The organism is Bradyrhizobium huanghuaihaiense, assembly GCF_007830635.1.
Classification (GTDB): domain Bacteria; phylum Pseudomonadota; class Alphaproteobacteria; order Rhizobiales; family Xanthobacteraceae; genus Bradyrhizobium; species Bradyrhizobium huanghuaihaiense.
Window position 1 is genome coordinate 24,962 of record NZ_VLLA01000044.1, and the last position, 13,618, is coordinate 38,579.

At 58.5% G+C, this 13,618-nt stretch carries 16 protein-coding genes and 1 tRNA gene; 4 read left to right on the forward strand and 13 right to left on the reverse strand.

Translation table 11 applies throughout. From position 1 onward, the window contains the following. Nucleotides 1–611 precede the first annotated feature (611 nt). Nucleotides 612–1,046, forward strand: coding sequence for a phasin (locus IQ16_RS41505; RefSeq protein WP_018647931.1), 435 nt, complete (start codon nt 612–614; stop codon nt 1,044–1,046). A gap of 196 nt (nt 1,047–1,242) precedes the next feature. Then, nucleotides 1,243–1,319 (forward strand) — tRNA-His (locus IQ16_RS41510). Nucleotides 1,320–1,496: 177 nt separating this feature from the next. Here the strand turns inward: IQ16_RS41510 and IQ16_RS41515 are convergent. Both IQ16_RS41515 and IQ16_RS41520 read right to left on the reverse strand, forming a co-directional pair. Next, the gene (locus IQ16_RS41515; protein ID WP_145832180.1) at nt 1,497–2,189 is read right to left on the reverse strand and encodes a hypothetical protein; all 693 of its coding nucleotides are present in this window, start codon (nt 2,187–2,189) and stop codon (nt 1,497–1,499) included. Between the two features lie 83 nt (nt 2,190–2,272). Continuing rightward, nucleotides 2,273–2,776 carry a Panacea domain-containing protein gene (locus IQ16_RS41520; RefSeq protein ID WP_145832181.1) on the reverse strand — a complete coding sequence of 168 codons (504 nt, stop codon included), beginning with the start codon at nt 2,774–2,776 and terminating at the stop codon, nt 2,273–2,275. A gap of 347 nt (nt 2,777–3,123) precedes the next feature. On the opposite strand from IQ16_RS41520, the gene IQ16_RS41525 reads away from it, so the two are divergent. Next, nucleotides 3,124–3,753, forward strand: a complete 630-nt coding sequence (locus IQ16_RS41525; protein ID WP_244636061.1) for a DNA-processing protein DprA — start codon at nt 3,124–3,126, stop codon at nt 3,751–3,753. Nucleotides 3,754–3,818: 65 nt separating this feature from the next. Next, nucleotides 3,819–4,403, forward strand: coding sequence for a hypothetical protein (locus tag IQ16_RS41530; protein ID WP_145832182.1), 585 nt, complete (start codon nt 3,819–3,821; stop codon nt 4,401–4,403). On the opposite strand, the gene IQ16_RS41535 is transcribed toward IQ16_RS41530, so the two are convergent. The 11 genes from IQ16_RS41535 to IQ16_RS41585 all read right to left on the reverse strand — a co-directional run. Then, nucleotides 4,400–5,173, reverse strand: a complete 774-nt coding sequence (locus tag IQ16_RS41535) for a S1 family serine peptidase (RefSeq protein WP_145832183.1) — start codon at nt 5,171–5,173, stop codon at nt 4,400–4,402. The genes IQ16_RS41530 and IQ16_RS41535 overlap by 4 nt on opposite strands. A gap of 247 nt (nt 5,174–5,420) precedes the next feature. After that, nucleotides 5,421–6,263, reverse strand: a complete 843-nt coding sequence (locus IQ16_RS41540) for a hypothetical protein (RefSeq protein ID WP_145832184.1) — start codon at nt 6,261–6,263, stop codon at nt 5,421–5,423. 1 nt (nt 6,264) lies between these two features. Beyond that, a complete protein-coding gene (locus tag IQ16_RS41545) occupies nt 6,265–6,621 on the reverse strand; it encodes a hypothetical protein (protein ID WP_145832185.1) in 357 nt (118 codons plus the stop codon). After that, a complete protein-coding gene (locus tag IQ16_RS41550) occupies nt 6,618–8,171 on the reverse strand; it encodes a hypothetical protein (protein WP_244636063.1) in 1,554 nt (517 codons plus the stop codon). Before IQ16_RS41550 ends, IQ16_RS41545 begins: the two co-directional genes overlap by 4 nt. Beyond that, nucleotides 8,168–8,620 carry a hypothetical protein gene (locus IQ16_RS41555; RefSeq protein ID WP_145832186.1) on the reverse strand — a complete coding sequence of 151 codons (453 nt, stop codon included), beginning with the start codon at nt 8,618–8,620 and terminating at the stop codon, nt 8,168–8,170. The genes IQ16_RS41550 and IQ16_RS41555 overlap by 4 nt, the downstream gene beginning before the upstream one ends. Nucleotides 8,621–8,862: 242 nt before the next feature. Further along, entirely contained in the window at nt 8,863–9,162 is a 300-nt protein-coding gene (locus tag IQ16_RS41560) for a hypothetical protein (protein WP_145832187.1), read from the reverse strand. A gap of 113 nt (nt 9,163–9,275) precedes the next feature. Further along, nucleotides 9,276–9,683 carry a hypothetical protein gene (locus tag IQ16_RS41565; protein ID WP_145832188.1) on the reverse strand — a complete coding sequence of 136 codons (408 nt, stop codon included), beginning with the start codon at nt 9,681–9,683 and terminating at the stop codon, nt 9,276–9,278. Beyond that, the gene (locus IQ16_RS41570) at nt 9,680–10,753 is read right to left on the reverse strand and encodes a hypothetical protein (RefSeq protein ID WP_145832189.1); all 1,074 of its coding nucleotides are present in this window, start codon (nt 10,751–10,753) and stop codon (nt 9,680–9,682) included. Before IQ16_RS41570 ends, IQ16_RS41565 begins: the two co-directional genes overlap by 4 nt. Nucleotides 10,754–10,801: 48 nt before the next feature. Continuing rightward, nucleotides 10,802–11,065, reverse strand: a complete 264-nt coding sequence (locus tag IQ16_RS41575) for a hypothetical protein (RefSeq protein ID WP_145832190.1) — start codon at nt 11,063–11,065, stop codon at nt 10,802–10,804. 644 nt (nt 11,066–11,709) lie between these two features. Continuing rightward, complete coding sequence (locus IQ16_RS41580; protein WP_158646971.1) at nt 11,710–12,981, reverse strand: tyrosine-type recombinase/integrase; 1,272 nt, start codon at nt 12,979–12,981, stop codon at nt 11,710–11,712. 333 nt (nt 12,982–13,314) lie between these two features. Then, nucleotides 13,315–13,618: transposase (locus tag IQ16_RS41585; RefSeq protein WP_488226084.1), on the reverse strand; the 304-nt coding region annotated here is incomplete at its 5' end.

Below are 13,618 nucleotides of genomic sequence, written 5' to 3' on the forward strand. Positions count from 1 at the left end.
CGGGCGCGGGCAGGTCCACGGCCCCGACTGGCGGAGAGCGGCCGAAAGCCGCGATAACCTTAATCCGGTCGAACCCGCAAGCCGCAGCGATGCTGCATCCGCAGGATTTGCGGGGGGCGGCGATGGTCAGGCCGGTTGCCGAAGCTGCGCGCGGCATCCTCGGTGCCACCCTCCCCTGGAGGGGGAGGGTCGATCGCGCGCAGCGCGAGCGGGGTGGGGTGATCTCTCCCCTCGGGCACTGCCTCCGTGGAGAGACTGTCACCCCACCCCGTCTCGCATCGCTACGCGCTGCGAGCCGACCCTCCCCCTCCAGGGGAGGGTAAGAAAGTGCCCCGCTGCATCGTTCTCCACGGCACCCGACTACCTCAACCTCGGGTTCCCCACCTGAGGAACCTCGCCTTCCCCGGGATTAAATTTCGCGCCGCACCCGCCCGATGCATTGCGCTGCACAATGTTGACATGTTAGGCAGCCACAATGCTGGGCGCTGGGCGAGTCATCTCGTTTGTTTCGCGTATCCAGTCTTCGTACCCGCCAACAGATGGCCCCGGTTGGCCGGCGGGCGCGCCGTAAGGCTCACTCCATTTTTTCTAGATTAGCGTGAGGGACCAACATGACAGGTGCGACTGATCCGTTTTCTGCCTCGATCATTCCGTTCGAGGTTCCCGAGCAGATGCGTGCGTTCGCCGAGAAGGGCGTATCGCAGGCCCGCGAGAGCTACGCCAAGTTCAAGGACGCGGCCGAGACCCACAACGGCACCGTCGAGGCCGTGTTCACCTGCGCCTCCAAGGGCGCCAGCGAGTACACCGCCAAGCTGGTCGAGTTCATGAAGGCCAACTCCACGGCCTCGCTGGACTTCGCCCAGGAGCTGCTCAGCGCCAAGTCGCCGTCGGACGCGTTCTCGCTGTGGAACGGCCACGCCCGCAAGCAGCTCGAGACCTTCCAGGCCCAGGCCAAGGAGCTGGTCGAGATCAGCCAGCGCGTCGCCAACGAGACCGCCGAGCCGATCAAGGCGAGCGCCGCCAAGTTCTACAAGCCCGCCGCCTGATCAGACCGGCGGATCGATCAAGTTAAGAAACCCGGGCCCCAGGGCCCGGGTTTTGTTCTGGAATAAGGTGATTTTGGCCGGATTTTAGCCCGGCGGCGGCCTTGCCAAACGGAGCCGTTGCACCTAGTTTCCGCCCCGTTCAGCCCCCTCGGTTGTCGGCCCTAGCAAGGGCGCCCCCCGGGCGGCTCGCAAGGATGCAGTTGTAGCTCAGTTGGTTAGAGCGCCTGTCTGTGGAACAGGAGGTCGGTGGTTCGAGCCCACCCAACTGTACCAATGATTTCAGCCTCTTACATTGATACACGAGAATGGCGAAATTCGCTTAGCGGAGGCTATAGCGGAGACGGCGCCTGATACGAAGAAAGCCGCGTCACGACGATGACGCGGCTTTAAGACAGGTTGGCGCTTGCGCTCTAAATTTCGCGACGGCTACTGAGCGTGATACGCGCCTTGCTACTTCTTCTTGAACAGATCGATGACATCGGCAGCATCAGCTGGGAGTGCGACTCCCGCCATCTCCAGCGCCTTTAAGAATTGCCTCACGGCCTCATCGAACTCGTCGAGCGAAATCGCTTTCTCGACGGGCATCTCGTAGGCTCTGAGAAGGCGTCCCTTACCCCGCTCCGGCTCGCTGACATCGATGATCAGGGGTATCGGATCGTTCGGGTCATCGATGCAGTGTAGCTCGTGAACGCCTCGTGCGAGAAAGCGAATATGGTCTGGAAAGAGGCGCTGCTGTTTTCGAGCATTGATCAACACTGCATAAGCCTGGCCATCAACCCACCACACCCCTTTGATGCTGGGCTTAAACCAGAACCCGAGGACTTTCGTCGGTTGAAGTGGGTGCCGATACCATCTGCCGCGGCCACCGAAGTATTGCTTTAGCAGCCGGACAACGTCTTGAAGACTGTTGTTCTTCCAGTCTTGTTCATAGGGGCTGAATTCCGAGGCGATAAACGATTCGGTAGCGTACCCTGCTACGATCGGCTCCAAGCGCGGCCAGATCGTGCTGTAGGACATGAAGCCCTGTCCCGCTAAACGCTCGATAAGGTTGTTAGCGGTCGAAGCAGCGTCCATGCCCACAACCGAGGGATATGCAAACTTAGGAAAATCTAACAGCTCAAAGTACTTTCCGCGCCCTGCCATCTAGGTCCCTCCTGTGACATGGAGCCGAATGCCAAGAGGTAGGGCGATTCGGCCGGCGCGCACAATATACCGCGGAACCGCCCTCAATGACGGACTGTGGATTTCTCCTCCCCAGCAAAATGCCGGCGGATAAGCTGATTTGGAATACGGGGACTCGTGGTCGGATCAGCGAGATGGGCTCGGTACACGATGTCCCAGGGACCATTCGGCTCGTGCGAAAGTGAAACGAGCTGGCCTGTTGTGAAGCGACTGTAGTTATTGAACTCCTGGGTAATAATTCGGAGATGGTCCTCGCGGATGTCATCGTAAGGCACCGGAATCCGGGTGCCGGACGCGTAATCGAGATATTGAGCTGGGCCTCTGATCGGACCTTCCTTGTATATTTTGAAGGAATCGAACACAGGTCGGACGACCGGTCCGAATTGCCATGCCTCAAAATGATTGCGGATTAGGCCCTCCGGTAGGAGCCTGAGCGAGCCCGCTTGGATGAAAAACAAAAGCTTGTTGATACGAAGATTTGTCAGGTCAAACTCGACCGCGTCGAAGTTCGCCAGAAGAAAGTTACAGATCTTGCGAGCTTCGTACATGGCGATCCGGTTAGCAGAGTACTGATCCAGCCTCTATAAGCGTGTCACCGGTAGTGGTGCCGCGAATCCGATCGGGCGGCCGGCTTAACCCCAGAATCAACAAGCCATTGACGGTATCGAATATTACCGTAGTGTATGAACAAAACAAGAACAAGACTTTTCGTCACAACGCAGAGTGGCAATAGACCGCGTTTAGGTTAGAATGTTCCATTGACCCAGAGATTCGCCGTATGCTTTCGACAGGCATGAACAGATCGTCGGCCCCTCGAAGGTCAGGCTACGTGGCGCCGGCCTCCCGCCACCAGTTTCCGCTGCCTGCGCTGCTGACAAGAATCGGGCGAGGGAGCTTGGCCGAGAAGCAACTCGATTTCTTGCGCGAGGGGTCATCTAGCCGCGAACCCTCGGTCTTTTATGCCGGCGACTTGGACATCCTCGATAGTCCTTGCGTATCGATCGTGGGAACACGCGAGGTATCGGAGAACGGTTGGAAGCGCGCATCAAAGCTCGCTCGCCAATTGGCAGAAAACCATGTGACCGTTGTGAGCGGTCTCGCAAAAGGCGTCGATACGGCAGCGCTTTCAAGTGCTATCGAGAGTGATGGACGGGTGGCAGCCGTCATCGGCACGCCGCTCAACAAAGCTTACCCCGCAGAAAACGCCGCCCTACAGACCGTCATTTACAAGCACCACTTACTTTTATCACCTTTCGAGGAAGGGGAGCGTGTATTTCGGTCCAACTTTCCGGTCAGGAACCGGGTCATGGCCGCGATCAGCGACGCCACAGTGATCATTGAGGCGTCCGATACATCGGGCACGCTCCATCAAGCTGCTGAATGTCTACGCCTTGGACGTTGGTTATTCATCGCAAAGTCTGTGTTGGATGATCCGACTTTGACTTGGCCAGCGCGCTTTCTCACCGATAAGAAAACCGTGCCACTCGAGTCCGTGAACGACATCATGGACCGCATATCGAAATAGCAGACGTGCTCTCCTCCGCCTGCCGAGCGCAATACTTGACTCGTGACGTGCCATCGATGCGGCGCGTGGATTATGATTCTACTCATTTGGTGAAGGCTGTTAAGGGCTTAGAGCTGCACCCCAATGCATACACCTGGGTACCTATTGATGGCACGAACACCAAGATCGTGAACGCTAATAAGGACCTTGCGATCAAATGGTTCGCAAGCTGGGCTGCAGCTAAGATCGTGCAACTGGGCAATCAGCCGAAAATTCTTATTCCCATTCCGTCGAGTAAAACCATCATCGCCTCAACGGAAGATTTCAGGACATATAAGATCGCGCAAGAAATTGCCGCTCGCGTGCCGAATGCGACGACAACTTCCGTTCTTCGCTTCATTGAAGCGAGGCCAAGCTCTCGCGAGGATGGCGGCTCGCGAGATCCGAACGTCCTTTACCCTAACATGGCGCTTACCGGAGCTGTCCCGCTGGGGCAGATCATATTGGTCGACGACGTCATGACCTCTGGCGGTCATTTCATTGCCGCTTCGTGGAAGCTAGCGGATCTAGGGCGAGCGCCTGCGCTGGCCATTGCATGCGGGCGCTCGCTCGACGCTGCGATTGACGACCCCTTCGCGGTTGCTCCAGAAGATATCGACATTTCGCGCTAGGCCTCCCGGCTCTTGTTTTTAGACCAGCCCGAGAGGTAGTGGTCCAAACGACCCTTGAGGTGCTCCTCGTTGGCATTGATGATGTCGTAGATCGGCTCGATGGCAAGTACCGCCATGAACGGCGTATCATTGCCTTCTGCTAAACTTTCGGTCACCACCCCAAGTAAAAAATCGAATTGGCAAATGAAAGGAGCTCCACTGAAACCGCCACGCGCAACTGAAGAGACTATGAAGTGAACAAAGCTTTTGTCGTAGCGGTCAATGTCGGCATTAATCTCAGCCGAAACCGCTACTTTGTTCGGATGCCTGGAAAAAGGAACACGCGGATAGCCGCATATCATTCCCTTCGTGAGTACAAATTGATCATCGATCCAGTCATCCCATAGCTCTGGCAGAGGAATGAATTTATGATCCTCGCCCTTGGGAGGATCCTCAGCCGCGTGATCTCCGAATACATCCTTCCAGAGGTCCGAGAGTAAAATAGCGAGATCGATGTCGTCGTTGCTGTGAGGGAGGATCTTTGTGACCGGGTGACCCTCTTTGCCATACCGAGTATCGCCCTCAAAGAGGACTATATCTGCCATTCCCTCGACTACGTGCTTGGCTGTGACAAATGCGCCTCCACCAATGTGAAAGGCTGTGCCGTTTCCAATATCACCTGAAGGTAGGGTGACCTGCACTCTCACTACGCAGAGCTCATATCGGTGAAATAGTTCGGCGGGATCCAATGTTCGGCCGCCTTCGGCCCATGGATTTCCGGTATCTGTCATTGCGCATCCCTCCAGCTTCCGAGGGTATGCTACCACAATCGGAGGTAGGCGCGAGCCGCCGCCGGGACGCGGGACAAGGGAGCGGCGGCTCGCTCTGCCTGCCGCGCCCGGAAAGGAAGAAGGGGCCGCAAGCTGTGTGCTGTTATTGGATGGCACGACCTGCACACTGCGCGCCCCGGCTGGGATGAAAGACCTAAGGACCAGCCGGCATGCCCTCCCGAGACGATGGCGATCGGGAGGGATGTTGTTAATCGGCTCTGACGCGCTCCGGCTTTTGCTTCTTGGCGCGCGCTAGCCCGATGCCGAGTACGGCGCGCGGGTCCGCGTCAAGCCTGCGAGTCAAGGCCAACCCTTGCTCTTGCGCGAGTTCAATCAGCGCTTCCTCTTCTTGCTCGCGAGCCAGCAGCTCGGCCTCCAGCTCCAGCAGCTTGGCCGCGCGGTCATCCGCCGACATCGTCAGCGCCGGCTGCGGTAGCTTGTCGATCTCCTCGTGCAGCCTCTTCTCGAGCGCGGCGGGGTCGAGCCAAGAAAGCGCGGCGCCAATATCAAGCTTTGCTGTCCAAGCGCCCTCAACCGACGTGTTGAAATCCGCTTGGAACGGCCGCCCATGATCGAAGGTGATCTTTGGCCGGCCCCGCTCGCGCTGAGCAGCGACATAAGTGGATGCCAGCTTCTTGATGTCGGCGGCGGGGAGCGCTGCTTGTAGTACCCGCACGCGCTCAGCAGCGAGCGCTTTGATCTGCGCTCGCAGGTTCGAGACAGCTTGCGCCGCGGTCATCTTCGTCGCCTCAGGTGTGGCGCGACTCGGCTTTGCCATCTCATAGGTCCCAGCCGCGCCCAAGAGCCAACGTTTGATGTTGGCGACGAGGTTCGCCAAATTTCGATGCTGCTCTTGAAGATCGGTAAGCCGAGCTTGAAGACGCGTCAGCTCTTGGTCCATGGACGCGAGCTCGGATGCGGGAGCCGTGCTGCGCGCTCTGGAGAGTTCGGAAGCTCGGCGCGCGATCGAGCCGACGGCGTCATGCAGCTCCATGGCGCGCGTGTCGAGCCGGTCCAGCTTCACCTGAGCTAGGGTTGGCAATTGCAGCATGTCAGGCCCTCCGCCACGCCTGCTCAACAGCCGCGCATCGCTCGGCATATCGAGCCTCGGCATCGGACACGCCCGCCACCGGTGCTGGCGGCGTCGTCTGGGGGGCTTTGGCGCCGGCGGGGGGCTGAGCAGGCGCCGGGTGCCGCCACCGATCTGACAAGCTCCGCTTGCGGTCTTCATAGGCGGCCTGCCGAGCATCGCGGTCGACATCCGCCAGCGGCAGCGATCCGGGGCGGTGCAGCCCGGCGGGAGCTGCGTCCATGATCATCTGCGCCACTCGGACGGTGGCGCCATCCGGAACTACGTTGCCGGCCAGTGTAATCCGTTTGCCGTCCCTATCGAAAACTTCGCTCTTCATCTGATCAGTCCTCCTGAGAAGAGATACCGGGTGATCCGCCCGGCTCGGAAATCCGTGTTGTCATCGATATGGCCGGTACCGACCCAGGCCATCGACGAGTCATAGGCGTACTTGCGCACGCCGACGCTTGTGAGCGCGCCGGCTACCGCATTGGCGATGTCATCGTGAGCGCCGGGGCCGTGATCGATGCTGTCCTTGCCGGATCGCGTCACACGGCGCTCGAGGCCGACGAGCTGCTGCAAGAGCTTCGGGTGGTCGAGCAGATCGACCTTGCGTGAATTCACGAGCGGCAAGAAATCGCGATAGAGATCGGACTTTGGCTTGGCCGCGCTGTCATAGGTGATGCCGTGGGCCCTGAAGGGCTCCTTGACCCAGTCCCCGCCGTAACGATCCCCCAAAATCTTGGTGATACCGTACGACTTGAGCAGCTTGGCAAACTCTCCGACAACTTGCTCCGGCGAGAAGGGCGGCTTGCGCTCTCGCAACGCGTCGAGCGTCGCGATGCCATTCTGCTTGGAAGCGATGGCCAGGGTCATAGAGTCGGCCGAGCCGCCTGAAGGGTCGCAGAAGGCTGAATACTTCATCCTTTCGATCCGACCGCGCTCATAGACATTTTTCGAGATGCAGGCCTCGACGGCTTCGCGAGTGATGAAGTCTTCGATGTCGGCTCGGAATTGAGCCAGATACTCGGCGCGAGCGGATGCGGCGTCGCGCTCCATTTCCGCGTCAATGAAGCTTTGCGGTACGCTTGGGTTCATCCGGCGGGTCGCCGCTTGCCAGACGAGGACGGGGTCATGCTCGCGGCCGAAATGCGCGCGATGCGCCTCATAGAGCACCCCGCGCCGCGAATAGGGCGAGCTGGCACACAGCAGCATGCTATTGGGGATCGTGCTCATCCCCGGCCGCAACGCGTTCAGGACTTCATAGTCGGGCTCGGTGCTGTCCTCCGCGCGCCAAAAGGCGACTTCGTCCAAGAGAGCCGCGACGAGAGTATAGCCACGTACCGAGCGGAAAGAGCAGGTGGCGACCTCGATTGAGACCGAGTTAGCGAGATCGAAGCCCTCCGCCGTCTCTCGGGTGATGAGCTGAGCCAGCATCGGCACCCCTTTGAGCAGGGCGGCGATGTAACGCAGAATGACGCGGCTTTGCTTTCGGTCCGCCGCGATAACGAGGATGGTACCGCGCTCGCCAGGAGCAAGATACGGCCGATAGTCGAAGAAGGCGGCTAGGAAGACCGCGACGAGGGCGAGAACGAAGCTCTTGCCGGCGCGTCGCCCGCAGACAAGCCACGCTTCCCTTGCAATCTCACTCGGCGCGTCATTGCGGGACGTGCATTCGCGGTAGATGCCGAGCTGGTCTGCATCCATCGGCAGGGCGAAGAGAGCGCAGAGGAAAGCGAGCCATGGCTGCCAGCTCTGCCAATCGTCCTCGAACCACGACGCGAAGAGCTGAGGGTCATGTATGCAGTCGATAATCGAGCCGTCCTGCCTTGATCGAAGACGAGGTATGGGCTTCCCATGTTCAGCGGAAGCTCGATACCTCTGGATCATGCAGCCCTCACTCGATGGCTTCCATTAAGTCGAGGCGGATCATCGTCAGCAATCAAGCGGCTGCGCAGATACTCGCGAGGGCTGGCCGGTGTCACGTCGCGCGGCTCCCGCTTTATGCCGAGTTCCTTGAGCAGCCGCCGTAACGAGTTCGAGAGCGTCTGGTAAAGCATCAGGTCGTCATTCGATGCCTTGCCTTCAGCGAGAGCAAAGTTCATCTCCAGTTGCTCTAGAGCCGTCATATGGGTGGACGCAGTCCGCACGAGCGCCATCTCGCTCGTGCTAAGACGATCGGCGCCGCCAAGATCAGCCGAAAGCAAATCGATGAGATCGCGAAATCTTCGGTAGTATAATGTGCGCTGGTCCACTTCTTTCGGAAATAGACTTTTGCCGTTGGTGACGCGTGATCTCGCTTTAGTCTTTCGCTGAGTTAGTTGCTTGCTTGCAGCCATCTGCATTCCAGATGCTTCGAGATTTTGCGCAAGCTGGGTCTATATCTCCGCTAATTGCAACCCCGTGCTGGAAGGCTGCCTTTCTAAGGAGGTCTGCTGCTGTCGACCTTCTGGTCGCAAATCAGAAAATGCGCGGCACTCGCTCGTTCGAGCAAAAATATTCGCTCGGCCTGTTTGTCTTTCAGTGCTCAGAAAACCCTTCCGAATACTTTGTAATCGCCGCCCGTAACAAGACAGCGCACCTACTTCTTCGGTGCATCCGGGCCTTTGGCGCTCTTCATTTTTTCCTTATACCGTTTGACTATCTCGGGCCACTCGTGCGCGGATTGTTCGGCCCGTTTCGCTTTGCTCTCGGCTGCTATCTTCTCATTGCTTGGGGGCGTCGGAGGCACAATGATTTCAAGGCTTGCGTCGAACCACAGTCCTTTCTCGTCCTCTCCGAAGTCGATCTTGTGAAATTCAGCGATCTTCTTCGCGAACTCGACAGAGATCTTCTCGATTGCTTCCTCCCAGAGGGCGTCATAATTCGCTTCTCTCCACATCTGCTCTGTCAGGCGGCCCTTAACGTTCAGTTTTTGATGCGGTCTTCAGGAATTTCCACCATTCGTCTTCCTCCGCTCTTCTTGCTACAACTACCGATGTGTCGCCGAAGCTGCTAGTCATCCCAAGTTGGTACGATAATGCTGCCGTGCCTCTGGCACAAGCGAAGCACGCCGATCATCTCTTGCCGGATCATGGACACGGTCATGGGAGCGGCCTCATAGCCGAGGCGATCGAGTTCGGCCGCGATGCTTTTGGCGGATCGGTTCAGGTCTTTCGCAACTTGCATTCTGATCATCTTTTCCATGCTGAGCTGGGGTGGGCCGTCATCCTCATAGCGCTTGCCGAGGTTGCGCCGGGTCGGCCTTGCTTTCTTTTTCCGCTCCTCGGTGGGGGACGGCGTGAAGAAGCCATAGGTCTTCTTGGGTTCCTTAGGTTTGCGCGGCTTCTCCGTGTATCGCTTCCGGTTGCGCCCCTCGACTGGGAATATTTGCCGATAGTCCATTTCATCGTCACGGCTCATGGCTTTTCCTCGGTGTTGGCCGGCTGCATGATAAGAGCCGAAGATGGATGCTGAGACTGAGCTAGATGCTGAGATTGCTGATCCCGTGTTAGCCAAGTGAATGCGTCCTTAGGACCAGAAACAGCTCCCCATGTCAGGTGATCCTTGATGGCGAAGCGGCTATTCAGCGGCTCCAAGAGCTTGATGAGGTGCGGCTGCCGATCTTTGAAGAGCTGCACCCGTCTCTGATAATTGCGCTCATAGAAGCCGCGTGTGCGGTCCGGGTTGGCGCTGCTATTGATGTCATCGGCAATGTGCAGCTGAAAGTCGAGGATCCGGATGTGCCTGTCGAAAAGCGCTCTGGGGTTCAGCGTCGCGAGCTGCGATGGTCGCTGGAGGTTTTGGGCCTTGGTCGCGTCGGAGGTCTGGAAGCGCAGCTCTAGATGCACAGCCGGCTGGCCATCAATCTTGCTCGGCAGGTCATGGTATTCGGCGAGATTGCGGTCGGGCCTGACTTCTCCAGGGTGCCACTCGGTCCAATACAGGGTGCCTTCGATTTCGAACATGGCCTGCGGGCGGCGCCAGCGCAGGATGGCGCACTCGCGAATAACCCTGGCCATCATCTCGATTGACATGTCGCGCGGGATTATGTCGAAGGCGATATCGAAGCGGCCGAGGCTGCCACCATATTTGTCGAGCGCGGCAAGCAATTCTGGCGTTGGCTGATGTAGGTGGAGGCGGACGCCCCATCGATTGCCTTTGGTGTCGATGATGTCCTTGAACCAGCCCTTGCGGCCGAGGATGGCTCTCGCCTCAGCAAGCAGGCCTTTCGGCCGGCGAGGGTAGGTGATTTCGACAGTGTCGATGTAAGCCTCGACATTCGCAATAAGCGGCTCGTCCAGCGCTTCGACAGTCGGAGCGGCTAGATCGATGGGCCGGATGAGCTTTACCGATGCCGACGAGCTTCTAACCGGGCCGAGCAACGGGGTGGCGCTTGGCGAGCGCTTGGCATTATTCTTGGGCATGGCATCGCTTTCATGGGGCGGTGTTTCGAGCGCTGGCGAGGCGGCCGGCGCGCTGGCGGGGCGCATCCTTGTGGTCGGGGTGCGCCCCTTATTTTGTCGAACGAGCGTCGCGGCTTAGTAAGGGCTCGCGATCAATTTGACGCAACGGCTGATGAAACGCCTGAGTGCCGCATCAATCTTGGCATCTTTCTCGGCGGCGGAAGATCTCGTTCCGTTTAACAGCAGACTCGTTTCCTCAGAAAGCGTTCTAAGCGCCTCGAGAACTCTGCGCTGCTGCTCTGGTCGAAGTAGGACTCGCAGTTCGGGCATATCGAGATACATGTCGACCAAACGCATAAGAAGTTTGTCTTCCAATTTTTCATGATCGAAGTGTTGCATCGGGGCTCTCCTCAATCGTTAGCCGTAGGGGAGGTGGGGATGAGCGCCATGACTTCGCAGCGCCGGTAAAAGGTTTTGCAGGTCTTGCCAGCCCTCAGTTTTACCGGTGGCAGTTTGCCCGACTGTTCAAGGCGGATCACAGTCGGGTACGAGATGCCGCCAAGCATTCGCATGACCTGCTTTCGCGTAAATAGCAGTCGATCGTCGGGGATCGCTTCCGCGCGGACGCGGCCAATAGTTGATCTAGTGGGAGTTTTGTTAGACATAGGCACAGTCCTTCTGCGCGCCGAACCGAAGTTCGTCGCTGGCTAGAGGATCTGGCCTGCTGGTCTCAACTCAGCGGCTTCGATCGGCCGTGTCACTTCGAAATTTGAGCACGAGCGGCAGAAGCTTGCGGGCTCGATGGCGTCGCCGTGGACTCTCTGGTCTCAGCTTCTGCTTATTCTCTCAACTCAACTCAGCCTTCAGGGCCGAGCCGGGAAGTGACATTGCCTCCATCATTGGCTGACTGGATTTTATCATCTCTTGGCTAAAAAGATCAAATCTGGGTAATGCCGCGCAAATCGATTTTCGGGCTCCGTCATTCGCTGAAAATTGTCTGCTATGTACCTAGCGGAAATCTGAAGACGCGATGACGGAGCTGCTTATTGAGCGGAAGCGGCTTCCGCGACGCGCGCCTTGCGAGCAGCAAGCGCGACCACATTTGCAGGCGCTGGCTCGACAAGCAGCTGGATATATCCCGCAACACGCGCAAGAGCCTCAGCCTTCTGCTCGAAATAGAGGGACAAATTGTAAACGCCCTCGACGCCTTCAATTGCGTGGCCAAGGACTTGCTCGGCAATGCGATCGTCGATCCGAAGGTCAGTCATGAGTGTGCGCGCGGTGCGTCGGAGATCATGCAGAGTCCACCGAGGCATCGTCGCCGGGAGCAGCTTTCGGATTTCTTCTGCACCCTGGCTGAACGAATTGAGCGGCTTGTCGCCGTACCGGCCAGCGAAGACGTAGGAGCATTCCGCGATCTTGGGGATGCCCTCAAGTACTGCCATGGCGAGAGGTGGCAGGCGGAGCTTGCCTGCGTTGCCTTTCTCTCGCTCTTCGCTGGGAATGGTCCACACATCCTCCTCAATATCGGCCCAGCGCATGGTGACGACCTTGTCACGGCGCTGCGCCGTCAGAAGGAGTAGCTTGACGAGGCTGCCATAGGGGCCGAGCTGGTCGGCTGCCCTCCAGACGAGCTTGATCTCATCCGGGGTGAGGATCCGCTTGCGGCGGCTCTTCGGGGCTGCCTTCTGCTTCCGGGCTTTGATCGGGCAGACGTAGTCGTCGTCATCGCCCTCGGCTTCGAACCACCGCATGACGCCGCGGACGATCCCAAAGACGGTGTCGGCCATCCGGGCGCCGTGGTTCTCAGCGATATCCGAGCGGAGCGTAATGACCTCGGATCGCTTGATGCCCCTGAAGGGCTTCTCTCCGAGTGCCGGATACACGTACTTCTTGAGGCAGCGTTCCAGCTCCGACTTGGACCTGAAGCCGGCCGCATGGCGCTCAAGGTAGGCCTGGGCCACGACTTTGAAGGAGGCCTTGGCCAGGCTGTGACTCTTCGGGCTCAGGAAGGCGGAGGGCTTGGCGAAGAATTTCCGAGCTGCATCACGAGCGCCGGTTAGCGTTAGGTCGCGCGGCCATTCCTCTCCGCTCTCGGGGTCTGGAAACTCGTCGGCGCCATCTGGATGGTAGCGGCCGAGCTTGAAGGTCTTGGTCCGATGATTGACATAGTAGATGGCGACGAAGGTCTTGGCGCCGCCATAGCTCACACGGAGCATTAGGCCTGGGAGCACGGCGTCGAGGTATTCGATCTGCTTCCCAGCAGTCGGCTTCATGCGATTGCAAGCCTCTTCTGTGAGGCGTTTCTTCGGCATCTCCATCCTCGATCTAGCGGAGGCTTAGCGGAGGCAAACCGGGTGATTAGCCGCGATCAGCCGCGATCAAAGATGGATAGCATGTGGAGCCCAAGTCATTGAACCGTAAAGTATAATTAATGCAAGGATGAGTAAGGATGAGTAGCCCTGACTAAAGATCGGATGTGGCTGTGGAACAGGAGGTCGGTGGTTCGAGCCCACCCAACTGTACCACGATTGCGGATTATTCCGCCTTCCCAGCAACTTACTGATAGACCTGATGTATTTGCGCCGCCTAAAATACAAAAGGCGCTACAAATGGCATTACGGATGGTTGCTCTAAATAGTCGTCCGTTAAGAAGCCGGATTGATCGAGGCTGGCCGGGCGAGCGTGCGCCATAGCTGGGCCAGGAACAGGCACAAGAGATATCTCAGCCAGGCGAGGATGCGGCGGAAGTTGTGTCCGACGGCTGAGAGGACGACGTTGGCGGCATCGCCGGCGCGGCCTTTGAGGTAGCAGCGCCCGAGGTGGCCTTCCGCCTTCAGGTGTCCGATGATGGGCTCGATGGCGGAGCGGCGGCGCAGCTCGCGCTTGATGACACCGAAAACGCCGCGCTTCTGGCCGGAGATGAAGACGCGACGGGGATTTTGTGCGTCG